This is a genomic window from Streptomyces sp. GL_141, from assembly GCF_057834385.1.
Map to the genome: position 1 here is coordinate 6747462 of NZ_CM174402.1, position 26372 is coordinate 6773833.

Genomic DNA, 26372 nt, shown 5'->3' on the forward strand with positions numbered 1-26372 from the left:
CGTGAACAGTCGTGAACGGCCCTTCGGCCCGGTGAGAAAGGGCTTTTTCGGCGGCACGGCTTCCGCTTTTGGGTGTCGAATTGAGTCATCAGGAAAGCGGTTCAGGTTGAGTCGAAATGAAGGAGTTCCTGCCATGCAGGCGAACGAGATGGTGGATGGACTGGTCCAGGGGGCGCTCAAGGCGCTCGACCAGTTCTCGTCGTTCAACCAGGAGCAGGTCGACCACATCGTCAAGAAGGCCTCGCTGGCCGCGCTGAGCCAGCACGGCGAGCTCGCCCAGCTGGCGGTCGAGGAGACCGGTCGCGGCCTCTTCGAGGACAAGGCCGTCAAGAACCTCTTCGCCTGCGAGCACGTCGTGAACTCGATGCGCGGGCTCAAGACCGCCGGCGTCATCCGCCGCGACGAGCTGAACGGCATCACGGAGATCGCCGAGCCCGTCGGCGTCGTCTGCGCGATGACCCCGGTCACCAACCCGACCTCGACCACGATCTTCAAGGCGCTGATCGCCCTGAAGACCCGCAACCCGATCATCTTCGCCTTCCACCCCTCCGCGCAGAACTGCTCGGCCGAGGCCGCCCGCATCGTCCGCGACGCCGCCGTCGCCGCCGGCGCCCCCGAGAACTGCGTCCAGTGGGTCACCGCCCCCTCCATGGAGGCCACCGGCGCCCTCATGAACCACCCGGGCGTCTCCACCATCCTCGCGACCGGCGGAAACGCCATGGTCAAGGCCGCCTACTCGTGCGGCAAGCCGGCCCTGGGCGTCGGCGCGGGCAACGTCCCCGCGTACGTCCACAAGAGCGCCAAGCTCGGCCGCGCGATCCACGACATCGTGCTCTCCAAGGCCTTCGACAACGGCATGATCTGCGCCTCCGAGCAGGCCGTCATCCTCGACACCGAGATCTACGAAGCGGGCCTCGCCGAGTTCAAGCGGCTCGGCGCCCACGTGGTCTCCGCCGCCGAGAAGACCAAGCTGGAGCAGTTCGTCTTCGGCACCACCGCCTACGCGGCCGACGCCAACGGGGCCAAGCTGAACCCGGCGGTCGTCGGCAAGTCCCCGCAGTGGATCGCAGAGCAGGCCGGCTTCACCGTCCCCGCCGACGCCTCGATCCTCCTCGCGGAGTGCAACGAGGTCGGCGAGAACGAGCCGCTGACCCGCGAGAAGCTGTCCCCGATCCTGGCCTGCCTGAAGGCCTCGGACACCGAGCACGGCCTCGAACTGGCCTCCGCGATGGTCGAGTTCCACGGACTGGGCCACAGCGCCGCCATCCACGCCGAGGACGAGGAGCTCGTCGAGGAGTTCGGCAAGAAGGTCAAGGCGATCCGCGTCATCGCCAACTCGCCCTCCACCTTCGGCGGCATCGGCGACGTCTACAACGCCTTCCTCCCCTCGCTCACCCTGGGCTGCGGCTCGTACGGACACAACTCGGTGTCGAACAACGTCACCGCGGTCAACCTGATCAACGTCAAGCGGATCGGACGGCGCAACACCAACATGCAGTGGTTCAAGGTCCCGCCGAAGATCTACTTCGAGCGCAACTCCATCCGCTACCTCGGTGAGATGGACGGCATCAGCCGCGTCTCGATCGTCACCGACAAGACGATGGTCTCCATCGGCTTCGTGCAGAAGGTCGTCGACATCCTGCAGGCCCGCGAGGGCGCCGTGTCGATCCAGATCATCGACAACGTCGAGCCCAACCCGGAGCTCTCCACCGTCCAGGCCGGCGCCGCGATGATGCGCGACTTCAAGCCCGACACGATCATCGGCCTCGGCGGCGGCTCGCCGATGGACGCCGCGAAGATCATGTGGCTGATGTACGAGCGCCCGGAGGTCGAGTTCGCCGACACGAAGGAGAAGTTCTTCGACGTCCGCAAGCGCGCCTACAAGTTCCCCTCGCTCGGCGAGAAGGCCAAGATGGTCGCCATCCCGACCACCTCGGGCACCGGCTCCGAGGTCACCCCGTTCGCCGTCATCTCCGACCCGGCCGCGGCCCAGAAGTACCCGCTCGCCGACTACGCGCTGACCCCGAACGTCGCCATCGTCGACCCGATGCTGCCGATGGGCCTCCCGCCCAAGGTGACCGCCGACTCCGGCTTCGACGCCCTGACGCACGCCACCGAGGCCTACGTCTCCGCGTACTCGAACGACTACACCGACGGTCTGTGCCTCCAGGCCATCAAGCTCATCTTCGAAAACCTGCAGCGCTGCGTGGTCGACGGTCCGAACGACCCCGAGGCCCGCGAGAAGATGCACAACGCCTCCACGGTGGCGGGCATGGCCTTCGCCAACGCCTTCCTGGGCATGGTCCACGCCATGGCGCACACCCTGGGCAACACCTTCCACGTCGCCCACGGCCGCACCAACGCGCTGCTCCTGCCGCACGTGATCCGCCACAACGGCACGGTCACCCACAAGGCCACCCCGTGGCCCAAGGCCGAGGTCTACCGGGCCCCGGAGCGGTTCCAGGAGATCGCGAAGATGCTGGGCCTGCCGGCCGCCACGGCCGCCGAGGGCGTCGAGTCCTACGCCAAGGCCGTCGAGGAGCTCCGCAGCAAGTGCGGGATCACCTCCTCCTTCGCCGAGGAGGGCGTGGACGAGCAGGCCTTCATCGAGGCCCTGCCGACCCAGGCCATGAACGCCTACGCCGACCAGTGCGCCCCCGCCAACCCGCGGATGCCGATGATCGACGACCTGAAGCAGCTGATGCGCCAGGCGTACTACGGCAACGCCGAGGGCGCCCCGGCCAAGAAGGCCGCCGCCAAGAAGAAGTGACCCTGAGGGGAGCAACCCTTCTTCTTCCTGAGAACCTCCGCTAAGGAGCGGAAAAGCCCGCCCGGGACGCTAAGGCCCGGGCGGGCTTTCCACATGTCCGGGCGGGCCCGGGCGTGGGGGATCAGGTGTGCGGGATCAGGCGTGCGGGATCAGGTGTGCGGGATCAGCAGGGCCGCGGCCGAGCGGGCGCGCTCCAGGGAGGTGGCCCGGTCGGCACCGCGCTCGCCCAGCACCACCCGGGTGCTCAGCCCGTCCAGCAGCGCCAGCAGCTCCGAGGCCCGGGCGGGGACGTCCAGGCCGGCGGCGAAGCGGCCCTGTTCCACCCCCTTGGCGAGGAGCGCCTCCAGGTCCCGCTGCCAGCCGTCGTCGATCTCCTGCTGGGCGGCGCGCAGCGGCTCGTTCGAGGGGATGCGGGCCCACAGCTCGATCCAGAGCGTCCAGCGCGGATCGCGCGGGCCGCGGGGCAGGTAGAGCTCCAGGAAGAGCGCGAGCTTGCGGTGTGCGGTGACCCGGCGGCCCAGCAATCGGGCGCGCTCCGCGGCCAGTTGCTGCTCGCTCCAGTTCAGGGCGGCCAGCAGCAGCCGGTCCTTGCTGCCGAAGTAGTACAGGATGTGGCCGCCGCTGGTGCCGAGCCGTTCGGCGAGCGCGGACATGGTGAGCGTCGCCAGCCCGTCCTCGGCGATCGCCGTCATGGCCTCTTCCAGCATCCGCTCCTGGGCGATCTGCCCGTCGCGCCGCCGTGCCGCTCCCGCCGCTCCTGCCACCCGTGCCGCCTTCCCGATCTTCGTGGGCCGACCTTATCCCGGACAGGGTCTTGACGGGGTCCGGGTCGGGAGCGCATCTTGAATGCCATTCAAGAACTTAGAACGCCGTTCAAGGTCCGTTCACGGTTCGTGGTTCACGGCTCACCGCCGAAGGTCAGGGGCAGACGCATGGCACAGCAGGAGACGACGGCCGACGTCGACGAGGTCTTCAGAGTCGAGACGCACGGCATCGACCCCATCCCCGACGCCGAGCGGCACGGCGGGGCCAAGGACCTGTTCTGGCTCTGGTTCGGTTCGAACCTGACCTTCACCTACGTGATCAACGGAGCCCTCGCCGTCGCCTTCGGCCTCAGCTTCTGGCAGGCCACCGCCGTGGTCGTGATCAGCGGACTGTCCTTCTTCGCGATCAGCGCCGCCGGCCTCAGCGGCATCCGCACCGGCACCGCCACCCTGGTCATCTCCCGGGCCGCCTTCGGCGTACGGGGCAACTGGCCGGCGGGCGTCCTCAACTGGGTGGTGAGCATCGGCTACACCATCGTCAACACCGTCGTCGGCACCCTGGCGCTGGAGGTCTTCTTCGCCGAGATCGGCCTCGGCGAGGGCACCCTGGTCCGGGCCGCCGCGCTCGGCATCACCCTCGCGCTCACCTTCGCCGTCGCCATGTGGGGGCACGCCACGGTGCAGTTCGCCGAGCGCTGGATGGCCTACGTCCTGGCCGTCGGCTTCGGCGCCCTGCTGGTCTTCGTCCTGCCCGGCACCGAGACCACCGCCCCGGCCGACGCCCTGGCCCCGGGCCTGTCCGGCTGGAGCCTGGCCTTCGTCGTGATGCTCGCCGGGCCGTTCTCGTACCTGCCGATGCCCGCCGACTACACCCGCTACCTGCCCCGCACCACCTCGCTGAAGTCGATCACCTGGATGGGTGCGCTCGGCGGGTTCGTCTCCTCCGTCGCCCTCGGGATCGCCGGCGTGGCCGCCGCAACCCAGACCGACATGACCGACGCCGTCGCCGGGGCCGAGAGCCTGCTGCCCGGCTGGTTCCAGCCGCTGTTCCTGGCCCTGGTCCTCGGCGGCTCCGTCACCAACTCGATCATCACGCTCTACTCCTCCAGCCTGAACCTCCAGGTCCTCGGCATCCCGTGGAGCCGGGCCCGGGCCATCGTGGTCAGCGCCGCCGTGACCGCCGCCGGATCGCTCGCCGCGCTCTTCCTCACCGACTTCACCACCTCGCTGCTCTCCTTCCTCTCCCTCCTGATCATCGTGTTCGCCCCCTGGGGCGGCGTCTTCCTCGCCGACATGCTGCTGCGCCGCTGTCGCTACGACTCCGACGCGCTGCACGCCGGGAGCGAGGGCGCCTACTGGTACCGCTCCGGCTACCACCCGGCCGGCATGACCGCCCTGCTCGCCGGCATGGCCTTCGCCGCCCTGACCTGCGACTCCGCGCTCTGGACCGGGCCGCTCGTGGCCCCGCTCGGCGGCGCCGACCTCACCCTGCTCGGCTCGGTCGTCGCCGGGCTCACGTACTGGGCCCTCGCCCGGCGGACGCCCGCCTACGTCCCGGCCGCCTGAGGGCTGCCTGAGGTCGCCTGAGGGCCGGCTCGGGCACCTCCCTGCGTCCCTCGGGCACCTCCCGGCCTCTCCCGGGTTCTGCCGGCACCTCCCCGGCCTCTCCCGGGGCCTGCCGGCACCTACCACGGTCCCTCCCGGGGCCTCCCGCCTCTCCTCCGGTCCTCCCCGGCTCCTCCGGTCCTCCCCGGCTCCTCCGGCCGCCCGAGGCTCCGCCTCCCGGCCGACCGTCTCCCCGTATCCCCTCTGCACAGGAGCACCACCCCATGTCGTACGCCGCCCCCGCCGATCTGCTCCTCACCGGAGCCCGCATCCACACCGTCGACCCCGAGCTGCCCGAGGCCGAAGCCCTCGCCGTGCGGGGCGGGCGGATCGTCTGGGTCGGCCCGGACGCGGAGGCCGCCGACTGGGCGGGCCCGGACACCGAGCGGATCGACGCGGGCGGCCGGCTCGTCCTGCCGGGATTCATCGACGCACACAACCACGTCCGGCTCGGCTCCGACGACGCGTGCGTGCAGCTCGCCGGGGTGCGGACGCTCGAAGCGATCCTCGACCGGATCGGCGCGTGGCGGGAGGCCAACCCCGAGGCCGAGTGGATCGAGGCCGAGGCCTTCGACTACTCCGCGATCCCCGGCGGCCGCATGCCCACCGCCGCCGACCTGGACCCGGTCACCGGGGACACCCCCGCGATCGTGCTCTCGTACGACGTCCACACGGCCTGGCTGAACACGGCGGCCATGCACCGGCTCGGCGTCGCGAAGGACCGTACCGACCTGCCCTTCGGGACGGCCGCCGTGGACCCGGAGACCGGTGAACCCACCGGGTTCGTCAAGGACTTCGCCATCAAGGGGCTCTCCCGCGACGGCCACCGCGCGCTGCGCGACCTGGGCGTGCCGTGGGCCTCCCCGGACCGCCAGTACGGGCGCCTCGCCAAGAGCCTCGACGACGCGATCCGCTTCGGCATCACCACCGTCGTGGAACCGCAGAACTCCCTCGACGACCTGGAACTGTACGACCGGGCGCGCGCCGAGGGCCGGCTGCGCTCGCGGATCGTCGCCGCGCTGTTCCACCCGCGCGGTACGACCGAGGAGGACCTCGACCTCTTCGAGGCGGCGGCCAAGGTGCACGCCGGAGACCGCTTCCGGGTGGGCCCCCTCAAGCTCTACATCGACGACGTGGTGGAACCGCGCACGGCCGCGCTGCTGGAGCCGTACACCGGCTGCGGAGCGCACCGGGGCGAGACCTTCTACCCCGCGGAGGAGTTCGCGGAGCTCCTCGCCCGGCTGGACGCGCGCGGGTTCCAGTGCTTCGTCCACGCCACCGGCGACCGGGGCATTCGTACGGTCCTCGACGCCGTCGAGCACGCACGGGCGGTGAACGGCCCGCGCGACGCCCGCCACCAGGTGGTGCACGTGGAATGCCTGGACCCCGAGGACGTACCGCGCTTCGCGGAGCTCGGCGTGGTCGCCTGCATGCAGCCCCGGCACTGCGCCCCGGAGATCGCCGGGCCGGGCCAGGACTGGGCGGAGAACGTGGGGGAGGACCGCTGGCACAAGGCGTGGCCGATGCGGAGCCTCGCCGAGGCGGGCGCCGTCCTGGCCTTCTCCAGCGACTGGAACGTCGCCGAGATGGACCCGATGGTCGGCATCTACACGGCCCTGACCCGGCGCCCGCTGGCCGGCGGCGAGCCCTGGCAGGAGCAGGAGACGGTGGACGCCCGGACGGCGGTGTACGGCTACACGATGGGCTCCGCGTACGCCAACTTCCTTGAAGAGGACCGGGGTTCCCTCACGGTCGGCAAGGCGGCCGACTTCGTGATCCTCTCCCGGGACATCCTCGCGGTGGCCCCGGAACAGATCCCCGGCACGGTGGCCGAAACCGTGGTGGTCGCGGGCGAGGTGGTCCACCGGGCCGGGTAGGTTGGCGGAACTTTTCGCCGTGGGCCCGGGAGACCGTATGGACGTACGTGCGCAGGGCCGTGAGCCGCGGGGTGGAGCGGCGGGCGGCGGCGGCCGACGCCGGCGCCGCGGTGGCCGTCCCCTGCCAGGCCCGCTGGCGGCAGGGGGCGCGTCGGCGGTTCTTCGGGGGCGGGAAGCTCGTCACCGGCGCGGACGGCGTCGGCGCGAGCTTCAAAGCGCCGCTGCGCCCGGCGGTCGTGCTGGCCGTTGGGGGCCCGGCGGTTGTTCGGGAGAGCTGGCGGCCGGGGCTGCGGGTGCTGGAGTACCGGGCCCCGGACGGGCGGCGGATCGACTTCCAGGTGTACGAAGGCGAGGCCGGCCGGGCTGCCCGGATCCTCGGAATCCCCGACCCGGCGGACTGGGTCTGACGGCTCGGGTCGCCGCCGGCCCAGCCCCGCCCCCGGCCGTCGTGCGTAACGCGATCATGACGGGCGCACTACAGGCCTGTGGCTGAACAGGCCTTACGGACAACGGGTGTCGTGGGGTGCGGCGACCGGTGGCCAGCTTCGGTGCATGGCCATGAGAGCTCCCGGGCCGACCAAGCGGCGTGCGATCGACTTCATGCACGTCGCCGGTGCGCTGTGTCGGTGAGGGCCCCGTCCGGCCCGTCCGGTCCTTCCGCCCCGAAGTCGTCGGCTACGCGTACACCCGCTGGCGCCCGGTCACCGCGATCCGCACCGGCGCCATCGCCCCCGACCGGACCTGGACCCCGCTCCACGCGACCCCGGCCCACCCGGACTACCCCAGCGGCCACACCACCTCCTCCGGCGCCGCCGAGGTGATCCTGGACGCCCTCGCGGACCCCCGTACGGCCCCCTTCGCCCTCACCAGCCCGACGGCTCCCGGCGTCCAGCGGACCTGCACCAGCTGGGAGCAGCTGACCCGCGAGAACGTCGACGCCCGCATCTTCTCGGGCATCCACACCCGCTCCGCCGACGAGGCGGGCGTGACCCTCGGCAAGGCGGTCGGCCGCCATGCCCTGCACCGCGCGGGCACCCTGCTCGCCCCGCTGGGCTGAGCCGACCGGTCATGAAATACCTGGCGGGCCCGGGGGAGGGGGCGTTAGTCTCGCCGCGATGACGACTTCCCGTACACAGAGATCGGGGGTCCCGTCCGCGCAAGGTGAGTGCTGATGCTCACTCAGACCGCGAACGGGGCTCCTTCCCGCCCTTCCTACTGGCTGCGCGTGCGCGAGTTCGCCGTGCCGCCCTCCATGATCGAGACCGCGACCGCCCGCCGCTCCGCCGGAGACTGGGCGGGGGCGTGCGCCGCGGCCGCCGTCGACGTGGACTTCGACCTGCGCGTCCTGGCGCGCACCCACGGCCGCGACCTCGCGGCCCGGATCCGGGCCGACCTCCGCCACCTGGCTCCCGACCTGCTGCGCTGGCACCTGCCGAGGATCGCCCCGGACGGACTGCTGCGCCCCGGGCTGACCATCGCGCTGGCCCGGTACGGGGACGCGGGGCCCGGCGGGGCACGCCCGGTCCACCTCGTGGCCCGTACTCCACCGGCCTGGGCGGAGTACGGGCAGCGGATCAGCCTCGCCCTGTGGGACGCGGCCCGCTCCGAGGACGCCGCCCGCCGCCGTCCGGGGGCCGGTCGGCATCCCCATCCCCATGCGCACCCGCATCCGCGGTTCCGCCTCGATCTGCACCGCCACCTGTGGGACGCCCGCCGTAGCGACGAGCTCCGCTCCAGGTCCGGGGCCGACCGGCCGCCCGCCGGTGCGGGGCCCGCGGTGGATCCCGCGGTGGATCCCGTCCTGCCGGGAGCGCTGCCCCCGGTGCCCGGCTGCGCCGTCGACCGGTGGGTGGCCGAAGCGGGCCTCGTGCTCCGTGCCGAGGGACGCTCCGGCGGCACGGTCACCGTGCGACTCGGGTCCCGGCACCGGCTGTACGTGCACCTGCGCGGGGACGGAGGCGGAGACGGGGACGGCGTCGGCGATGGTGCCGGGCGGATCTCCGCAGCCGCGTCCGTGGTTGCGGGCGCCCCCGCCCCGCCGGCGCTGCCCGACGCGGCGACGTGGGTGCTGCCCGACCTGGAGCTGCTCCGTACCGGGGCGATCGACGCCGACCGGCTGCACCCCCTGGTCGGCCGGGCCCTCGTACCGGACTGGTCGCCGCCGCGGCCCGCCGGAGCCGCGGACCGGGCGGGGGGACCGCGCCTGGTGGACTGCCGGGGTGCCCGGCACCGGATCGGCCTGGTCGACGGGGTGCTGGCCCCGCTGGACCACGACCCGGCCGAGATCCGCCGCGAGGAGCTGCTGGTCGCGCTGACCGGTACGCCGCTGCCCTGTCTGCGGGCCATCGACGAGGCGCACCGCCGCCCGGACTCCCTCTCCGGCGTCCGTGAACGCCTCGACCACGGCGACACCGCCGGCGCCCTGGCCGTCGTAGAGGGACTGCTCGGTCCCGGAGCGCTGCTGCGCGACGGCCCGCTGCGGGACGAACTGGAGGCGGCCGCGCTCCGGCGGGTCACCTACGGACTCTTCCGGGCGGGCCTGGCCGAACCGGCCGCCGTTCGCGCCCAGGCCGGCTACCGCTCTCCCCGTCCGCGCCGCACCGAGCGCTCGCATCCGCGGCAGGCCACCCGCCGCTGACCCGGCGCCCTGTAGTACCCCCTTCCCCCTTCCCGCCACACACCCAAAGGTGATTCCGCATGCGCTCCTACGCCCAGACCGCCCCGCCCGCCACCGCCACCGCCCCCGCCGGTACCGGCCAACTCGACGTCGCCGCAGGTCTGCTGGCCCTGCTGCGCGATACGGCGACCGAACCGCGCCCCGACGTCCAGCTGGAGGCCCTGACCCTGGCCGTGGCCGCCGACCTGCCCGTCCTCCTGTGGGGTGAGCCGGGGATCGGCAAGACCGCGGCCCTGACGCAGCTCGCCGCATCCCTGGACCTGCCGCTGACCACCGTCATCGCCAGCGTGCACGAGCCGTCCGACTTCTCCGGCCTGCCCATCGTCGGGGACGACCCCGCGGAGCAGGGCGTGCCGATGGCCCCGCCGGACTGGGCGGTGCGCCTCGTACGGGCCGGCCGGGGGCTGCTGTTCCTCGACGAGCTGTCCACCGCACCGCCGGCCGTGCAGGCGGCCCTGCTCCGCCTGGTACTGGAGCGGAGGATCGGCTCCCTGCGGCTGCCGCCCGAGGTCCGGATCGTGGCCGCCGCCAACCCCCGGTCCTCCGCGGCGGACGGCTGGGAGCTGAGCCCGCCGCTGGCCAACCGCTTCGTCCACCTCCAGTGGACGCACGACCAGGACGTGGTGGTACGCGGCCTCGGCGGGACCTGGCCCCGCGCCACCCTGCCCCGGCTCGACCCCGAACGGCTCCCGGAAGCCGTGGACTTCGCCCGCCGAGCGGTGTGCGGGCTGCTCGCCGCCCGGCCCAAGCTCGTCCACCTGCTGCCCTCGGGCGAAACCCGCCGGGGCGGCCCCTGGCCCTCCCCCCGGAGCTGGGAGATGACGCTCTGCCTGATCGCCTTCGCGACCGCGGCCGGCTCCTCCCGGGAGGTACTGTCCCTGCTGGTCAGGGGAACCGTGGGAGACGGTCCCGGACTGGAACTGCTGGCGAGCCTGGACCGGTTGGACCTCCCGGACCCGGAGTCCCTGCTCGCCGACCCGGCGGGAGCCGTCCTGCCCGAGCGCGGGGACCTGCGCCAAGCCGTCCTCGACGGTGTGGTCGAGGCGGTGCGGGGGCGCCCGGAGAAGTCCCGCTGGGACGCGGCGTGGGCGCTCCTGGCCCGGGCACTGGAAACCGGCGCACCGGATCTGGTGGTCGTCCCCGCGAGCACGCTCGCCGCGCTGCGCCGCGCGGACTGGGAGGTCCCGGAGGCGATCGACCGGCTCGCCGGAGCCGTGGCCCTGTCCCGGCGCGCCGACCGGGCGGCCGCCCGGTCGGGCGCACCCGTCAAGGCCGGCCGATGACGCCCGTGACCCCCGCACCGCCGGTGGCCCTGGACCTGGACAAGCTGTACGCCGCCCGGCTGCACGCCGTACGCGTGCGGCCGTACCTGGCCACGGCGCTGTTCGCGCTGCGCGTCGTGGAATCGCGCCGGGTGCCGACGATGGCCGTGGACCCGCACTGGCGGTGCTACGCCTCGCCGGGCTTCGTCGAGCGGACCTCCGTGGAGGAACTCGCAGCGGTCTGGGTGCACGAGGTGTCCCACCTGCTGCGCGACCACCACGGGCGCGGGGACCGGGTCGCGCGGGAGCGCGGGCTGACCGGCCCGGGGGAGCGGCTGCGGATGAACATCGCGGCCGACTTCGAGATCAACGACGACGCGTACGGCGACGGGCTGCTCCGGCCCGAGGGCGCTGTCCAGCCGGCGGCCGTGGGGCTGCCGGAGGGGCAGCTCATGGAGGAGTACCTGACGCAGTTCGGGCTCGGGCCGCACACGCAGCACATGGCCTGGCTGGACTGCGGGAGCGGCGCCGACGGGCTGGAACGGGAGTGGGACCTCGGCGCGGACGGCGCGGACGGTCTCAGCGAGCAGGAACGGGACGCGGTCCGGTTCCGGGTGGCGCAGGGCATCACCGGCCGGCCGGGAAGCGGGTCGCGGGGATGGAAACGCTGGGCGGAGGAGGCGTTCCACCCGCCGCAACCGTGGCGGGCGCTGTTGGGGGCGGCCGTCCGGTCGGCGACCTCCGGCTCCGGCGCGGGCGACGACTACACGTACAGCCGGCCCTCGCGGCGTTCGGCCGGGGTGCCGGGAGCCGTGCTGCCGAGCCTGCGGCGCAGGCCGCCCCGCGTCAGCGTGGTCATCGACACCTCCGGCTCCGTCAGCGACACCGAACTGGGCAGCGCGCTCCTGGAAGTCACCGCGATCTCCCGCGCGGTGGGCGGCCGCCGGGACCTGGTCACGGTGGTGCCGTGCGACGCGTCCGCCCGGATCGCCCACCCCCTGTGCCGCGCCGAGGGGATCCCCCTGCTGGGCGGCGGGGGCACGGATCTGCGGACGGGCTTCGCCACGGCGCTGCGGTCGACGCCCCGTCCGGACGTGATCGTGGTCCTGACCGACGGCCAGACGCCCTGGCCGGACGAGCGGCCGCCGTGCCGCACGGTGGTGGGGCTGTTCGCCCGGGTCGGGTCGGGCGGATCGTGGGACGAGGAGGACCCCGACTACGTGCCGGACCTGCCGCCCGAATGGGCCCGGGTGGTGGACATCGGCTGAGGTCGGGGACGTGTCCGGACGCCGGGGACAGGCCCTAGGCCGTCTCTTTCGGATCTTGCCGGGCGGCGCGGGCCAGGCAAGATCCGAAAGAGACGGCCTAGCGCTTGGGCCAGTACCAGAGGGGTTCGTCCAGGGGGCCCTCGCGGTCCGCCACCTCGGTCTGGCCGAAGTCCTTGAGCAGGGTGATGGTCCGCAGGTCCACGCGGTGGCGGTGGACGCCCGACGCCAGCGCCTGCGCCAGGGGAGCGGCGTGGGTGACCACCACCGTCTGGGTGGTCCGGGCCACCGTCAGGATCAGGTCCGCGAGCGGGCCCAGCAGGTCGGGGTGGAGGCTGGTCTCCGGCTCGTTGAGCACCATCAGGGCGGGCGGGCGCGGGGTCAGCAGGGCGGCCGTCCACAGCAGGTAGCGCAGCGTCCCGTCGGAGAGTTCCGCCGCGCCCAGCGGGCGCAGCAACCCGTGCTGGTGCAGCTCCAGTTCGAAGCGGCCGTCCCGTTCCGCGACCGCCACGCCGCTGCCCGGGAAGGCCGCCTCGACGGCCGCGTCCAGCGCCGCGTGGTCGCCGGTCTCCCGGATCGTCTGGAGCGCGGCCGGCAGGTCGGAGCCGTCCGCGGCGAGTACCGGCGTACGGGTTCCGACGCGCGGGGTGCGGGCCGGCGCCTCGGCGTCCGTGCGGACGTGGTCGTAGAACCGCCAGGAGCGGATCAGTTCGCGCAGGGCCAGCAGGTCGGGGGCCAGTTGCGGGTCCGCGAGCTCGCTGAGCATGGAGTCGTACGGGCGCAGGGCGCCCTGGGTGCGGTGCCAGCCGCCGTCCGCGGTACGGGTGCGCACGGCGGGCCCGGCGCGGTCCGAGAGCAGGGCGGCGGGGCGCAGCACCGGCCCGGCCCAGGTGCACTCCCGTTTGATCTCGGGGTCCAGTCCGAAGAGCGAGCCGGCGACCGGCGCGGGGTGGCCGAAGTCCACCGCGTAGCCGAACTCGTCCCCGGCGAAGCCGAGCCGCAGGCTCACCGGTTCCGAGCGCACGGTCGGCTCGACCGCGTACCGGCCCTCGCGCACCGCCCGCCCGATCTTCTCCGGGCCGGCCCACAGGGTGGAGGGCAGACCGCCCTCCCGGGCCAGCGCCGCGATGGCGCCGCCCCGTGCGGAGTCCGCCAGCAGCCGCAGGGACCGGTACAGGCTGGACTTGCCCGTGCCGTTGGCGCCCGTCACCACGGTGAGCCGGCCGAGGGGGACGATGAGCTTGCGCAGGGAGCGGTAGTTCTCCACCGCGAGCGTCGTGATCACGGGGTGTGCCTCATGCCTCCGGGTGCTCCTCGGGGGCGAGGAAGCGGCCCATCGGCAGCACCTGGCGGCCCCAGGTGCTCGCCATGATCTGTCCGGCGAGCAGGTACGTGGCTCCGAGCGCGGCCAGCAGTCCGCTCCAGCCGGTGATCCGGTTCCAGATCACCGAGCCGGTGAACCCGCTGACCGTCATGGCCACGAAGACCACCAGCACGCACGTGAAGGTGGACAGCAGCACCAGGTGGATCCGCCAGCTGCCGATCCACAGCACGAACACCACGAACACCCACGGCAGCGTGAACAGCCCGCTCACGTCCCCGCGCAGCGCCGGATCGGTGGCCGGCAGCACCCACTGGAGCAGACAGGCCTTCGCCATCCAGAACAGGCCGAAGCCGCCGAAGACGGTGGCGTGCCAGGTGTCGCCGCGCTGCGCCTGGAAGAGCCCGGCCAGCAGCTGGGCGAGCCCGCCGATGAAGAAGCCCACCAGCGGCAGCACGGAGTGGCCGAGCTTCTCGGGGAAGATGCCCGCGTCGATGCCGGTGGCGATGGTGGTGACGACGATGAAGCCGGTGAGGCCGAGGGCGCCCAGCTGCGCCTGCGCGCTGGGCTCCATCCGCTTGACGGAGACGGCCTGTTCGGCCGGGCCCTGGCGGTTGCGGACGTGGATGGGATTGTTCATCGCACGGCTTCCCGTTCCGGCAGGGCGTCCGGACCCTCGGGGAGCCCGCTGCCCACCGCGGCTCCCGCCTTGCCCTTGCGGCCCGCCGCACAGGCCAGCGTGATCGCGGAGCCGAGCACCGCCCAGCCGCTCAGGACCAGCAGCGGCCCGGTGATGTCATTGCCCTTGAAGTACGCGATCGAGCGCGCGGCGTACGTGCCCGCGCCCGGCGGCAGCCACGGGCCGATGGCCTTCCAGAACGGCGGCAGCAGCGGGTACGGGTACGCGCCGCCGGCGCTCGGGTTGCCGAGCACCACCACCAGCAGGATCGCCAGGCCGATGCCGACCACGCCCGCGAGGCCCTGGAAGGCCAGGGTGATCGCGCCGACGGCGAAGACGACGAGGGTGCCGAGCCCCCACAGGGCCCAGATGCTGCCGGGCAGCGCCCCCAGGATCGGGTCGGCGATCACCGCGCCGAGCAGCCCGGCCGCGATGGAGTACGCCAGCAGGGCGCCGAGCCGGATGATGGCGCGGTGGACGTTCGCGGGCCGGGCGCCCGCGCTGATCGCGAGGATCGCGGCGCACAGGTAGCCGCCCACGCACCAGCCGACGACCAGGTAGAACGAGCTCAGCCCGCGCCCGTCCTGGGCGGCCGCCGGAGCCACGTCCACGACGCGGACGGTGCGCCCCTGGGTCTTCTCGACGACGCCGACGACCTCTTCGATGGCCTGCGAGAGGGAGGCTCCGGCGCCGCTCGCGACCAGCAGCCTGTCGGTCGTGCCGGCCGGGTCGATGATCAGCGCGCCGTCCACGTCCCGGTTCTGGATCTGCCGCAGCGCCGTCGCCTCGTCCTGCACGGCACGGGGGTCGAGCGGCTTGCCGGGCAGCGCGGAGAGCTGTTTCGCCGTCTGCTCGGCGATCGGCCGGGCGGGCGCGGCCACGGCGATCGGGATCTCGCTGGGCTTGGGGTGATGGAAGGCCCCGACGTACGAGGTGATGAAGGCGAGCTGGAGCGCCAGTACGCCCAGGACCAGGAGAGCGGCCCGGGTGGTGACGGCGTCCTTGATCTCGGCGAGGAAACCGCCGGACTGCCCTGGGTCTGCGTGGGTGGGCTGGGTCATGTCTCACACGCTCGGCGTACCGGGCGTCCGGCGCAGCAGGGGAGGGCCGAATGGATGACGGCCATCGGGGTGGGCCACCAGGACGCCGCGAGGACGCCACCAGGGCGCGCCGCGGATTTTTTACCGCCGCGTAACTTCCCAGTTTTGCTACTCGCCCGTAATTTAGCGGCTGCAGCACCACCTTGTGATCCGGATCACGGGATGCACCCCCACGTACTTCCCGCGCCATCCCTCGTTACTCCCCTTGAGTCGCAAGGAGATCACACGATGCTGCCCTGGAGACGCCTGCTCCGCCCGCTGGCCGTCCTCACCCTGACCGCCGCCGCGCTCGTCGCCCCCACCCAAGCGGCCCAGGCCGCCTCGGCGCCGAGCAGCGGCTGGAACAACTGGTCGTGCAAACCGTCCGCCGCCCACCCCCGGCCCGTCGTCCTGGTCCACGGAACCTTCGGGAACTCCGTCGACAACTGGCTCGGCTTCGCCCCGTACCTCGTCCACCGGGGCTACTGCGTCTACTCCCTCGACTACGGGCAACTGCCCGGCGTCCCCTTCTTCAACGGGCTCGGCCCCATCGAGCAGTCCGCCGGACAGCTCGACACCTTCGTGGACAAGGTCCTCGCCTCCACCGGTGCCGCCGAGACCGACATCGTCGGCCACTCCCAGGGCGGCATGATGCCGCGCTACTACCTGAAGTTCCTCGGCGGCGCCGCCAAGGTCAACGCCCTGGTCGGACTCGCCCCCGACAACCACGGGACGACCCTGCTCGGCCTCACCAAGCTCCTCCCGTACTTCCCCGGGGCCGGGGACCTGATCAGCGAGGCCACCCCGGGCCTCGCCGACCAGATCGCCGGATCGCCCTTCCTGAACAAGCTGAACGAGGGCGGGGACACCGTCCCCGGAGTCGCGTACACGGTGATCGCCACCCGCTACGACGAGGTGGTGACCCCGTACCGGAGCCAGTTCCTCAGCGGGCCGAACGTCCGCAACGTGCTGCTCCAGGACCTGTGCCCCGTGGACCTCTCGGAGCACGTGGCCATCGGGCTCACCGACCGGATCGCCTGGCACGAGGCGGAGAACGCCCTCGACCCGGCGCACGCCGACCGGACCACCTGCGCGTCGGTCTTCTCCTGACGGCAGGGGCGGGCGGCCCCGGAGGGCCGCCCGCCCGGTTCATCAGCGGCCGTGGCGGCCCGGGGTCGCACGGCGGCGGGCCAGCCCGAACAGCACGGCCGCGCCGACGGCCAGGACACCGGCTCCGGCGATCGCGATCGCCGGAGTGGCGGCGCTGCCGCCCGTCTCGGCGAGGTTGTTCCCGCTCTTCGAGGGGATCGGGGACGGGGCGCCGCCGTTCGTCTTCGGGTCGTTGTCCCCGTGCCCGTGGTGCTCCACCGTGGACTTGTCGGCGCCTTCGGAGATCTGCTGGTCGGTGGGGGCCGAAGGCCGCTGCGAGGGCTCCTGCGAGGGCTCCTGCGACGGCTGCTGCGAGGGCGTGGCACCCGGCTTCGCACTCGGCTTGGAGCTCGGCTTCGTGCTCGGCGTGGTGCCCGGCTTGCCGCCCGTACCGCCGTTGTCCTTCCCGAAGACCACGTCCGAGCAGGTGTAGAAGGCCTCGGGGCTGTCCGAACGCTGCCAGACGCTGTAGATCAGGTGCCGGCCGGTCTTGTTCGGGACGGTGCCGGAGAAGACGTAGTCGCCGCTCTGCATCCCCGGGTCGGTGACCTTCGCGAAGGGCGCCGCCTCCAGGTCGGACCACTTCAGCGGCTTCGACGGGTCGTAGCCGTCCTTCGTCACGTACAGCTCGAAGGAGCCCTTGTGCGGGGCGGTCCCCTTGTAGCGGAAGGTGTGCGCGCCCGCCGCCATCGGGCTCGCCGGCCAGTCGGCGCGCGCCAGGTCCAGCCCCCTGTACTTGTCGTTGCCCGCCGAGCAGAGCTGTCCGTCCGGGATCAGCGCCTTGCTCTGACCGGCCGCGTTGGCGATGTTGACCGCGTTCCAGTCGTAGAACGCCTGCGCCCCGCTCGCCGCTACCGCCGCCTTGCAGGCCGCGGACTTCGGGGACTCCGGACCCTCCGCGTAGCACGCCGCCACCCGGCTGACCGGGTCCGTCATCGAACCGTGGGCGGCCGCCGGGGCGACGGCGTACGCGGCCACCGCGAGCGGGGCGATTCCGGCTGCGATGCGGGCGGCGGTACGGCGTGCGGGCATGGTGGATCTCCTCTGGGCACGGCACAGGGCTGCGCGAGTCGTGGGTGCGCCGGAGGACCGGGGCTGTGCGGCGCCGCCCCTCACGGGTTCGCGGCGCCGCCTCCGGCCCTCCCTGGCCCAGCCAAACTAACCGCCCGGAAGCCGGGTTCCACCGGGTTCGGGGCCCAGGAGGCGATCCTTAGGGCCCCGTTAAGGAGCCACTAAGCGGGGCCTACAGAAAGCACCCCGGCGGGCCCGGGGTCAGGCCAGCAGGGCGGACAGGCCGGCCGTCGAACGGGCCTGGGCGTCCAGGGCGTCGAGGGCCAGGAGTGCCTGGGCGGCCGCTTCGGGATCGGTGTCGGCGAGCCCGCTCTCGGCGAACTCGTCCTCGTCGAGCCGGAGCACCGCGCTCCCGTCGGCCGATACCCACAGGTCGAGGTCCAGGTCCTCGATCAGGATCACCCCGTCCCGCACCGACGCCGGGCGGGTGACGTCGCAGTACCAGCCCTTGAGGACGCCCTCGCCCGTCCGCACCTCCTTGACCGCGTACCAGCGGTCGCGCCAGAAGTGCTCGGTGAACACGTCGCCCGGCTCGAAGCGGACGAAGCCGAAGTCGCGCACCCCGGGGGCCGCCCAGGGGGCCCGTACGGTGATCCGGGTGCCCGTGTCGGCCACCAGGTCGGCCGGGTAACGGATCTTCGTACGGCCCGCCTTCGTGAGGGTGACGGTCAACTGCTCGGTCATCGGGGTGTCTCCGGTTCCTTGTTTCTCTGGTTTCGTTCAATGGTCCGATGTCGGGAGCCGCTTGGCGAAGCGGGTCTCCGTCGCGCAGACCTCGTACCCGAGCCGGCTGTTGATCGCGAGCATCGGGGCGTTGGCGGTGTCGTTCCCGGTGAAGGCCTCCGTGTAGCCCGCCGCGCGGGCCCGCAGCAGCGAGTCGACCTTGGCGAGCCGGGCCAGTCCCAGGCCGCGGAACGCGCGCAGGGTGCCCGTCATCGCGGAGGAGTAGCGGGTGGCTCCGTCGGTGTGGGCGGCGGTGAAGGCCGCCACCTTGCCGTCGACCAGGACCACGGTGGTGAGGTCCGGATCGAGGTAGGGGTGGTTCCAGGTGTGCCGCAGCCAGTCCTCGTAGTCGTCGAAGTCCTGCGGTACGTCGCCCGGTTCGTCGGAGCTCGCCGCCGCGTCGGCCTCGAAGAGCGGCCGCGGATCGGCGGCGAAGTCCGAAGCCGTGCGCAGTTCGGTCCCGGCCGGCAGGCTCCCGGGGAGGGCGGGGATCGCGGTCGCGACGAGGTCCAGGCGCAGGAAGTGCGCGGAGCGGGAGGCGCGGTAGCCGCGGCGTTCGGCGAAGGCGCGGTGCGGGGGCTCGTCGAGGACCCAGGCGTACGCGTCCTTCGCGCGCTCGGCCCCCAGGTGCTCCTCGGCCGCGCCGAGCAGGGCGGCCCCGGCGCCGAGGCCGCGGTGGGCGGGGTCGACGTAGGCGTTGACGAAGCCCTGGCCCGGTTCGGGGCTGTCGTAGACGATGCCGACCTGGGCGGTGCCGACGACGAGGCCGTCGGCGTTCTCGGCGACGAGGAGCCGGTAGCGCTTGTCGGGGTGGGCGGAGGCCACCTCGAAGGCCACTCCGAGGGCGGTGCTGATCATGAAGGGGAGGGCTGAGCGGCGCACCCGTACGACGGACTCGGCGTCGGTCGGGTCGGTGGGGCGCAGATCCCGGATGGTTGTGATCACGTGGGCGACGGTAGGGGCGCAGGGAGGTCCCGCGCCTGCGAATTTCCCGGCGGATGGGGGACAATCGGCCGCGTGACCTCGACTTCTCCGCACCTGAAGATCCGCATCGACGGCGCGGCGGGCGCCGCCGCCCCCTACGAGCAGCTGCGCTCCCAGATCGCCTCCGGGGCGCGGACGGGCCGGCTGCCGGCCGGGTTCAAACTGCCCACGGTCCGCGGGCTCGCGGAGGACCTGGGGCTGGCGGCGAACACGGTCGCGAAGGCGTACCGGGCGCTGGAGTCGGACGGCGTGATCGAGACGCGCGGCCGCAACGGCACGTTCGTCGCGGCGTCCGGTGACGCTCCCGCCCGGGAGGCGGCCACCGCCGCGCAGGCCTACGCGGAGCGGGCGCGGCGCCTCGGCCTCACCTTCGACGAGGCGACCGCGGCGGCGCTGGACGCGCTGCGCGCGCGGTACGCGGACTGACGCACCCGGACCCGCTCGGCCACGGTCGGCCCGCTCTGCCGCGGTCGGCCCGGTCGGCACCACCGGCCGGCGGCCCTGTCAGGCGGCGTCCCTGTCCGACGCCGCCCCTGTCCGACGCGGCCCTTGTCCGACGCCGCCCCTGTCCGACGCGGCCCTTGTCCGACGCCGCCCCTGTCCGACGCGGCCCTTGTCCGGGGCCGCACCTGTTCGACGCGGCCCTTGTCCGGGGCCGCACCTGTTCGAAGTCGCCCCGCCGGTCAGTCCTTGCGCGGGAACAGCCGGGCCTGCAGGTGGTGCTGCATGGGCTGGCCCACCGCGGCCATCTCCTGCACGATCGTCAGCCCGCCCTCCTGGAGCGCGTACCGGCGCCGCATGCCGGTGACCTCCTTGGCCCGCGGGGTCAGCCCCACCGTGTCGGTGGCCATCTCGATCTCCGTACCGGAGATCCGGCCGACGTACGTCTCGACGATGCCCGTCGGGTGGGCGAGGGTGACCTCGACGGAGGCGTCCGGGAGGATGCGCCACCATCCGGTCTCGCGGCCCGCGGGGCGCACGGCCGTACCGGAGTCGTCGATCAGCCACGCGCGGGACTCGTAGACGAGGAAGGGCCGGCCGTCGTGGCTGAAGCTGATCTCCTGCTCGTACCGGAACCCGTGCTCCAGGGTCGGGTACTCGCCGCTGCCCCGGCCGTGCCAGCGTCCGATGAGGCCGAGCACCGGCTGGAGCTGCGGGTGCGGCTCGGGGCCCTCGCCGAGGACGTGGCTGTCGGGGAAGGGATTCTCCTGCGCCGGTTCGAGCACGGTGCGTTCTCCTGTTCGTGGGTCCCCCGGAGGTGCGGACGGCCGGTGGGGGCCTTCGGCCGCGCCCCATTGTCCTCGCCGTGCGCGGCGGACCCGTGCGCGCCCCGCGCGGTGGGACCCGCGGGTCGGGGGCCGACGAACGGGCCGCGGCTACAGGTACATCCCCGCCTCCGTGTCGTGGCCCTGCGGCGGCAGCAGCGCGGCGGGTCCGGACGCGCCGCGGCGCAGCGCGTAGAGCTCCGCCAGCGTCGCGCCCTCGCGGGAGATGCCCTCGTCGGTGCCGAGCCAGTCCACCGCCTCGCGGTGCGTCAGCCGGCCGATCTCGATGCGGGCCAGGCACCGCCCCGGCCGGACCACCGCCGGGTGGAGCCGCTCCAGATCCTCGTTGGTCGTGACGCCCACCAGGACGTTGCGGCCCTGGCCGAGGAGGCCGTCGGTGAGGTTCAGCAGCCGTGACAGCGCCTGCCCGGCGGTGTGCCGGGCCTCGCCGCGGATCAACTCGTCGCAGTCCTCCAGCAGCAGCAGCCGCCAGCGGCTCTTCGCCGTGCCCTCGTCCTCGCCGATCGCGATGTCCATCAGGTAGCCGATGTCGTTGAACAGCCGCTCCGGGTCCAGTACGCAGTCCACCTGGCACCAGTCCCGCCAGGACCGGGCGAGCGTGCGCAGGGCGGAGGTCTTCCCGGTGCCCGGAGGGCCGTGCAGCAGGAGCAGCCGGCCGGCGATGTCGTCGGGGGTGACCTTCATCAGCCGGTCCATCGCCCCGGCCACCGGCGCCGTGTAGTTGGGCCGCACCTCCTCCCAGGTGCCGGCCGCGATCTGACGGGTCGTGCGGTAGGGGCCGCGGCGCGGGGAGACGTACCAGAAGCCCATCGCGACGTTCTCGGGCTGCGGTTCGGGCTCGTCCTGCGCGCCCTCCGTGGCCTCGCCGAGCACCCCGGCGGCGAGTTCCTCGCTGACCGCCGTCACCGTGACGTCCGCACCCCGGCTCCAGCGGGAGACGAGCATGGTCCAGCCCTCGCCCTCGGCGAGCGTCGCGCTGCGGTCGCTGTCGCGGGCGGAGCGCAACACCGTGGCCCCGGACGGCAGCAGGGTCACGCCCGGCTTGACCCGGTCGATCGACACGCTGTGCGAGTGGGGCTGCTCGCCGGACGCGAAGCGGCCGAGGAACAGCGCGTCGACGACGTCCGACGGGGAGTCGCTGTCGTCGACGTTGAGCCGGATCGGCAGCGCGTCCTGAGGGTTGGCTGGCATGGCGCCCATGATCCGGCACGAACTGGCCTCATGCACCCGTGTTTCGCTGGATCGGGTGGCGGGATTCCCTCTTCAAACGCCGTGCGGGTGAAGATTCGCGCCGCATGTCCGCCCCGAACATTCTTGGCATGGACACTTCCAGCCGACCTCGGTTCCTTGTACCACGGACTCAGGAGTAACTCCGGAGTAACCCCCCACAAGGAGCCGCACACATGAGCATGAGAATGCCTCGTTTCGCCGCCTTGGCCTCTGCCCTGTTACTCGCCGCGGGCGCGGCCCTGTTCGGAGCCGGTCAGGCGACCGCCGCCGCCGACTTCGGCTACGTCGCCCTCGGCGACTCCTACTCCTCCGGCGTCGGCGCCGGCAACTACGACAGCGCCAGCGGGAACTGCAAGCGCACCACCCGCGCCTACCCGGCCCTCTGGGCCGCCGCACACGCCCCCCAGACCTTCTCCTTCGCCGCCTGCTCGGGCGCTCGTACGGGTGATGTGATGAGCGGCCAGCTCACACCGCTGAACGCGGGCACCGACCTCGTCAGCATCACCATCGGCGGCAACGACGCGGGATTCTCCGACGTCATGACCACCTGTGTGCTCCAGTCCGAAGCCACGTGCGTCAGCCGGGTCAACCAGGCCAAGGCGTACGTCGACTCCACCCTCCCCGGCCAGCTCGACCAGGTCTACAACGCGATCCACAGCCGGTCCCCGGGCGCCCGCGTGGTCGTCCTCGGCTATCCCCGCTTCTACAAGCTGAACGGCACCTGCGTGGCCGGGCTGTCGGAGGGCGAGCGCACGGCCATCAACGGCGCCTCCGACTACCTCAACGCCGCCATCGCCAAACGCGCCGCCAACCACGGCTTCGCCTTCGCCTCGGTCGCCGGCGCCTTCACCGGGCACGAGATCTGCTCCAGCAGTTCGTGGCTGCACAGCGTCAACTGGCTGAACATCGGCGAGTCCTACCACCCGACCGCCGCCGGACAGTCCGGCGGCTACCTGCCCGTCTTCACCAACGCGGCCTGACGCGTCACCGGCCGACACGTCGCGGCCTGACGCGTCACGGGCTGGCGCGTCGCGGACCGGTGCGTCACGGGCTGGCCGTCGGACCCGGGTTCGGTGACGGGGAAGCGGTCGGTCCGGACGTGCCACCGGACGTCCCGGGGGAGGAGGCCCCGCCCGTCGGGGTCTCCTCCTCGCACGTCACCGAGAACTCCAGCCAGGCCGAAGCCGTCTCCGACGGCGCCCGGATCTCCAGCCGCACCGCGTCCTCGAAGGTCGCGTCCGGGTCGTGCGTCAGCTCCGTGTGGTCCAGCCGTACGCTCCCCGGCCCGCCCGCCGGGTACGCGAGGGTCCGCCAGCCGGGGCCCGAGGTCTGCCCGCTGCGCGTGGCCCACCGGTACTCCACCACCGCCGGGGTCCGGTCCACCGCCACGGTGGCGGTGAAGGCGGGCGCCTCGGTGGCGGGCGCCGGGCACTCGCCGCGATAGGAGTCCCGGACGGCCTGGACGGCGGACAGGGTGATCCCCGGCGGCGGCGTCGCCGAAGGGGAGGGCGAGGGGGAGGCGGAGGGTGACGGGGACGCGCTCGGCGAAGGGGTCGGAGAAGGCGGAGCGCTCTGCGTGAGGGTCGGGGCCGTCGTCGCTCCGGCACCGCCGTCCCCGCCCGTGCCGCGGTCCTTCAGCAGCAGCCATCCCAGCAGGATCACCACCGCGAGCAGCACCACGATCCCGCCGCCCAGCACCAGCCCGGCCCCGTTCCCGCCGGTCCCCCCGTCCTCCGGGGGAAGCGTCCGCGCCGACCCGGTACCGGGTGCGGGCAGCGGCGGGGTGGGGTGGCCGAACCGGTGCTGCACCACGGAGGTCGGGTCGTCCGGCCCCGCCGTCGGAGCCGTCGCGGGGCCGGACACCGGCCCGCCGGAGGCGCGTACGGTCCCTCCCGCGCCGATGATGCGCAGCATCCGGGCCGCCTCGGCCGCGGACAGCCGCCGCTCGGGATCCTTGACCAGCAGCCCCTCCAGGACGGGCGTCAGCGGCCCGGCCCGCCGCGGCGCCGGGAACTCCTCGTCCACGACCGCCCGCAGCGTGGCCACCGGGGACTCCCGGTGGAAGGGCGAGACCCCCTCCACGGCCAGGTACAGCATCACGCCGAGCGCCCACAGGTCCGAGCCGGGACCCGGCTCGCACCCCAACGCCCGCTCGGGCGGCAGGAATTCGGGAGACCCGACCACCTCGCCCGTCATGGTGATGGCGGTGGAGCCCTCCAGGCTCGCGATCCCGAAGTCGCCGAGCACCACCCGGCCGTCGTTGGCGATCAGCACGTTGCCCGGTTTGACGTCCCGGTGCAGCACCCCCGCCTCGTGTGCGGAGCGCAGCGCCGCCAGGACCTGTTCGCCGATGTGCGCGGTCCGCTGCGGGGTGAGCGGCCCGTCGCCCTCCAGGACCTCCGCGAGCGAGAGTCCCCGTACGATCTCCATCACGATCCAGGGCCGGCCGTCCTCGGTGGCCACGTCGTAGACGGTGACCACGCCCCGGTGCGAGACGCGGGCCGCGGCCCAGGCCTCCCGCTCCAGGCGCCGGTACATCCGGGCCACCTCGGCCTCGTCCATCCCGGCCGGAGCGCGCACTTCCTTGACGGCGACCTCGCGGCCCAGGACCTCGTCCCGGGCCCGCCACACCATGCCCATCCCGCCGCGGCCGAGCGGGCCCAGCAGGCGGTAGCGTCCGGCGATGACACGGTCGCCGGCGCCGTCCCCGTTCGCCGTGGACTCAGTCACCGAAAGCCTCATTCACGCGCGCCCCCAAGAGCGTTACCGGACGATCACTCCAAGTTAGCGCAGAGCGCGCGCCGTGGCTCCGGTCGCGACAGGAGTCACGCAGTTGGTGCCGATGCGGTTCCAGGTCCCCCGAACCGCGCCGGATTTCGCGGAGAGTGACGATCGACTCCGCTGAGTAATCGTCAACTCCCGCTCGCCACACGGGCAATTCACACCACCGGGATACCCGCGCACGACGTGGGGACGATAGGGTTACCCTGCCCGGTGGGCCGGGTGCCCTCATACGGGTGGGGAGAGACATGGAACAGATAGCAATGCGCAGCAGGCCGCCTCGCGTGCCTGCCATCACATGCGGCAGTGGTGCGACCAGTTCGCGCCTCGACCGCCACCTCGCCGTGCTGGGCGGTCCCGCCGTCCCGCACCGCGAGACCGCCGAGGCGACGCTGCTCATGCGCGAGCTCACCTCGCGCGACCACACGCACCGGCTGCGGAGCCGGAGCGCGCGCGTCTCGCTCTTCGCGCCACTGCGGAGACTGCGGCGCACCCTCTTCGGCAGCCGCCGTTCGTAACCGTCCGGTCTCCAGGGGGCGTTACCGCCCCCGCAGTGCCGCCGCTTCGTACCCGGCCTGATCAACCCTGCCCAGTCAGCGAACCACACCGTCCCGGCGCAATGCCGTGATCTGTTCGCCCGTCATCCCCAGGGCGTGCAGAAGGGCTTCGGTGTGTTCGCCGAGCGCGGGCACCGCACCCATGTGCGGTGCCGCGCCGCCGGGCAGCCCGATCGGCGGCAGCAGGGCCCGCAGCGGGCCCGCGGGCGAGCCCACCTCCCGCCAGCGGTCCCGGGCCTCCAGCTGCGGGTGCGCGGCGAGCTGCGCCACCGAGTTCAGCCGTGCGCAGGCGATGCCCGCGGCCTCCAGCCGCTCGATCGCCGCGTCCGCGCCGAGCCGGCCCAGCGCTTCGGCGACCACCGCGTCGGTCTTCTCCCGGTTCGCGGTCCGCGCGGAGTTCGTCGCGAACCCCGGATCCTCGGCCAACTCCGGCCGCTCCAGCAGCTGTTCGGCCAGCCGCCGCCATTCCCGGTCGTTCTGCACCGACAGCAGCACCCGGTCCCCGTCCGCCGTCGTGTAGGCGTCGTAGGGCGCGATCACCGCGTGCGCGAGGCCCGTCCGCACCGGCTGTTCCCCGCCGTGCATCGTGTGGTGCAGCGGATGCCCCATCCACTCGGCGAGCGCGTCGAGCATCGACACCTCCACCCTGCCGCCGCGCCCGGTGATCCCGCGCCGCAGCAGGGCGGCGAGCACGCCCGAGAAGGCGTACATGGCGGCCGCGATGTCCGCCGCCGGGATCCCCGCCTTGACCGGCTGCTCCGGGGTGCCGGTCACCGAGACCAGGCCGGCCTCGCACTGGACGAGCATGTCGTAGGCGCGCTTGTGGGCGTACGGACCTTCGGGCCCGTAGCCGGACACGTCCACCGCGACCAGCCGGGGGTAGCGGGCGCACAGCGCGGCCGAGTCCAGCCCGAGCCGGGCGGCGGCCCCCTGGGCGAGGTTCTGCACGAACACGTCGGCGCCGTCGAGCAGCCGGTGCAGGACCTCCCGGCCGCGCGGGTCCTTGAGGTCGAGCGCGATCGACTCCTTCCCCCGGTTGGCCCACACGAAATGCGAGGCGAGCCCGTGCGCGGCCGTGTCGTAGCCGCGGGCGAAGTCCCCGCCGTCGGGCCGCTCGACCTTGATCACCCGGGCGCCGAGGTCGGCGAGCTGACGGGTGGCGAAGGGCGCGGAGACGGCCTGCTCGACGGAGACGACAGTGATGCCGTCGAGGGGGAGCGGGTCGCTGGGGTGCGTGTCGGGTTCCATGACCGTCTGCCTACCGGCCCGGAGGGGGATCTGTCATCACACAG

Annotated in this window: 23 protein-coding genes; 12 read left to right on the forward strand and 11 right to left on the reverse strand. The window is 73.1% G+C overall.

The window, feature by feature from the left end:
- Positions 1–133: 133 nt before the first annotated feature.
- On the forward strand, positions 134–2770 hold the full coding sequence (gene adhE / locus AC3IX6_RS29985) for a bifunctional acetaldehyde-CoA/alcohol dehydrogenase (protein ID WP_489366264.1): 2637 nt from the start codon (positions 134–136) through the stop codon (positions 2768–2770).
- Positions 2771–2919: 149 nt separating this feature from the next.
- Here the strand turns inward: adhE and AC3IX6_RS29990 are convergent, their stop codons facing one another.
- Positions 2920–3477 (reverse strand): TetR/AcrR family transcriptional regulator, encoded by a 558-nt coding sequence (locus AC3IX6_RS29990; protein WP_489371602.1) that lies wholly within the window; start codon positions 3475–3477, stop codon positions 2920–2922.
- Positions 3478–3702: 225 nt separating this feature from the next.
- On the opposite strand from AC3IX6_RS29990, the gene AC3IX6_RS29995 reads away from it, so the two are divergent.
- From AC3IX6_RS29995 to AC3IX6_RS30025, 7 genes are all read left to right on the forward strand, one after another.
- Positions 3703–5100: a purine-cytosine permease family protein gene (locus tag AC3IX6_RS29995; protein ID WP_489366265.1), complete on the forward strand. Its 1398-nt coding sequence runs from the start codon at positions 3703–3705 to the stop codon at positions 5098–5100.
- A 263-nt stretch (positions 5101–5363) separates the two neighbouring features.
- A complete protein-coding gene (locus AC3IX6_RS30000; protein WP_489366266.1) occupies positions 5364–7016 on the forward strand; it encodes an amidohydrolase in 1653 nt (550 codons plus the stop codon).
- A gap of 47 nt (positions 7017–7063) precedes the next feature.
- Positions 7064–7423, forward strand: a complete 360-nt coding sequence (locus AC3IX6_RS30005; protein WP_489366268.1) for a hypothetical protein — start codon at positions 7064–7066, stop codon at positions 7421–7423.
- A gap of 206 nt (positions 7424–7629) precedes the next feature.
- Positions 7630–8073, forward strand: a complete 444-nt coding sequence (locus tag AC3IX6_RS30010; protein ID WP_489366269.1) for a phosphatase PAP2 family protein — start codon at positions 7630–7632, stop codon at positions 8071–8073.
- A gap of 114 nt (positions 8074–8187) precedes the next feature.
- The gene (locus AC3IX6_RS30015) at positions 8188–9654 is read left to right on the forward strand and encodes a hypothetical protein (protein WP_489366271.1); all 1467 of its coding nucleotides are present in this window, start codon (positions 8188–8190) and stop codon (positions 9652–9654) included.
- A gap of 59 nt (positions 9655–9713) precedes the next feature.
- Positions 9714–10976: an AAA family ATPase gene (locus AC3IX6_RS30020; RefSeq protein WP_489366272.1), complete on the forward strand. Its 1263-nt coding sequence runs from the start codon at positions 9714–9716 to the stop codon at positions 10974–10976.
- Positions 10973–12223 (forward strand): vWA domain-containing protein, encoded by a 1251-nt coding sequence (locus tag AC3IX6_RS30025; protein WP_489366274.1) that lies wholly within the window; start codon positions 10973–10975, stop codon positions 12221–12223. The genes AC3IX6_RS30020 and AC3IX6_RS30025 overlap by 4 nt, the downstream gene beginning before the upstream one ends.
- 97 nt (positions 12224–12320) lie before the next feature.
- Here the strand turns inward: AC3IX6_RS30025 and AC3IX6_RS30030 are convergent, their stop codons facing one another.
- From AC3IX6_RS30030 to AC3IX6_RS30040, 3 genes are read right to left on the reverse strand one after another with little or no spacing between them, the layout of a single operon-like run.
- Positions 12321–13505, reverse strand: a complete 1185-nt coding sequence (locus tag AC3IX6_RS30030) for an AAA family ATPase (protein ID WP_489366276.1) — start codon at positions 13503–13505, stop codon at positions 12321–12323.
- 10 nt (positions 13506–13515) lie between these two features.
- The gene (locus tag AC3IX6_RS30035) at positions 13516–14181 is read right to left on the reverse strand and encodes an acetate uptake transporter (RefSeq protein ID WP_489366278.1); all 666 of its coding nucleotides are present in this window, start codon (positions 14179–14181) and stop codon (positions 13516–13518) included.
- Positions 14178–15281 carry an ABC-2 transporter permease gene (locus AC3IX6_RS30040; RefSeq protein ID WP_489366279.1) on the reverse strand — a complete coding sequence of 368 codons (1104 nt, stop codon included), beginning with the start codon at positions 15279–15281 and terminating at the stop codon, positions 14178–14180. Before AC3IX6_RS30040 ends, AC3IX6_RS30035 begins: the two co-directional genes overlap by 4 nt.
- Before the next feature lie 267 nt (positions 15282–15548).
- Here AC3IX6_RS30040 and AC3IX6_RS30045 point away from each other — a divergent pair, with 267 nt between their 5' ends.
- Positions 15549–16409: an esterase/lipase family protein gene (locus tag AC3IX6_RS30045; protein ID WP_489366281.1), complete on the forward strand. Its 861-nt coding sequence runs from the start codon at positions 15549–15551 to the stop codon at positions 16407–16409.
- Positions 16410–16451: 42 nt separating this feature from the next.
- Here the strand turns inward: AC3IX6_RS30045 and AC3IX6_RS30050 are convergent, their stop codons facing one another.
- The 3 genes from AC3IX6_RS30050 to AC3IX6_RS30060 form a co-directional block, all read right to left on the reverse strand.
- Positions 16452–17480 (reverse strand): lytic polysaccharide monooxygenase auxiliary activity family 9 protein, encoded by a 1029-nt coding sequence (locus AC3IX6_RS30050; RefSeq protein ID WP_489366283.1) that lies wholly within the window; start codon positions 17478–17480, stop codon positions 16452–16454.
- Positions 17481–17720: 240 nt separating this feature from the next.
- Positions 17721–18203, reverse strand: a complete 483-nt coding sequence (locus tag AC3IX6_RS30055) for a ribonuclease FAU-1 family protein (RefSeq protein ID WP_489366285.1) — start codon at positions 18201–18203, stop codon at positions 17721–17723.
- A 36-nt stretch (positions 18204–18239) separates the two neighbouring features.
- Positions 18240–19187 (reverse strand): GNAT family N-acetyltransferase, encoded by a 948-nt coding sequence (locus AC3IX6_RS30060; RefSeq protein WP_489366287.1) that lies wholly within the window; start codon positions 19185–19187, stop codon positions 18240–18242.
- 72 nt (positions 19188–19259) lie between these two features.
- Between AC3IX6_RS30060 and AC3IX6_RS30065 the strand changes: the two genes are divergently transcribed.
- Positions 19260–19652: a GntR family transcriptional regulator gene (locus AC3IX6_RS30065; RefSeq protein WP_489366289.1), complete on the forward strand. Its 393-nt coding sequence runs from the start codon at positions 19260–19262 to the stop codon at positions 19650–19652.
- A gap of 257 nt (positions 19653–19909) precedes the next feature.
- Here the strand turns inward: AC3IX6_RS30065 and AC3IX6_RS30070 are convergent, their stop codons facing one another.
- Together AC3IX6_RS30070 and AC3IX6_RS30075 are read right to left on the reverse strand one after the other, a co-directional pair.
- Positions 19910–20452 (reverse strand): heme-binding beta-barrel domain-containing protein, encoded by a 543-nt coding sequence (locus AC3IX6_RS30070; protein ID WP_489366291.1) that lies wholly within the window; start codon positions 20450–20452, stop codon positions 19910–19912.
- Between the two features lie 150 nt (positions 20453–20602).
- Positions 20603–21703: a DUF5925 domain-containing protein gene (locus AC3IX6_RS30075; RefSeq protein WP_489366293.1), complete on the reverse strand. Its 1101-nt coding sequence runs from the start codon at positions 21701–21703 to the stop codon at positions 20603–20605.
- 218 nt (positions 21704–21921) lie between these two features.
- Here AC3IX6_RS30075 and AC3IX6_RS30080 point away from each other — a divergent pair, with 218 nt between their 5' ends.
- A complete protein-coding gene (locus tag AC3IX6_RS30080) occupies positions 21922–22722 on the forward strand; it encodes an SGNH/GDSL hydrolase family protein (RefSeq protein ID WP_489371603.1) in 801 nt (266 codons plus the stop codon).
- Between the two features lie 64 nt (positions 22723–22786).
- Here the strand turns inward: AC3IX6_RS30080 and AC3IX6_RS30085 are convergent, their stop codons facing one another.
- Positions 22787–24484, reverse strand: coding sequence for a serine/threonine-protein kinase (locus AC3IX6_RS30085; protein WP_489366295.1), 1698 nt, complete (start codon positions 24482–24484; stop codon positions 22787–22789).
- Positions 24485–24771: 287 nt separating this feature from the next.
- Here AC3IX6_RS30085 and AC3IX6_RS30090 point away from each other — a divergent pair, with 287 nt between their 5' ends.
- Positions 24772–25041, forward strand: a complete 270-nt coding sequence (locus tag AC3IX6_RS30090; RefSeq protein WP_030720225.1) for a hypothetical protein — start codon at positions 24772–24774, stop codon at positions 25039–25041.
- Positions 25042–25116: 75 nt separating this feature from the next.
- Here AC3IX6_RS30090 and AC3IX6_RS30095 read toward each other — a convergent pair whose 3' ends face one another.
- Positions 25117–26328, reverse strand: coding sequence for a CaiB/BaiF CoA transferase family protein (locus tag AC3IX6_RS30095; protein ID WP_489366297.1), 1212 nt, complete (start codon positions 26326–26328; stop codon positions 25117–25119).
- Positions 26329–26372 lie beyond the last annotated feature (44 nt).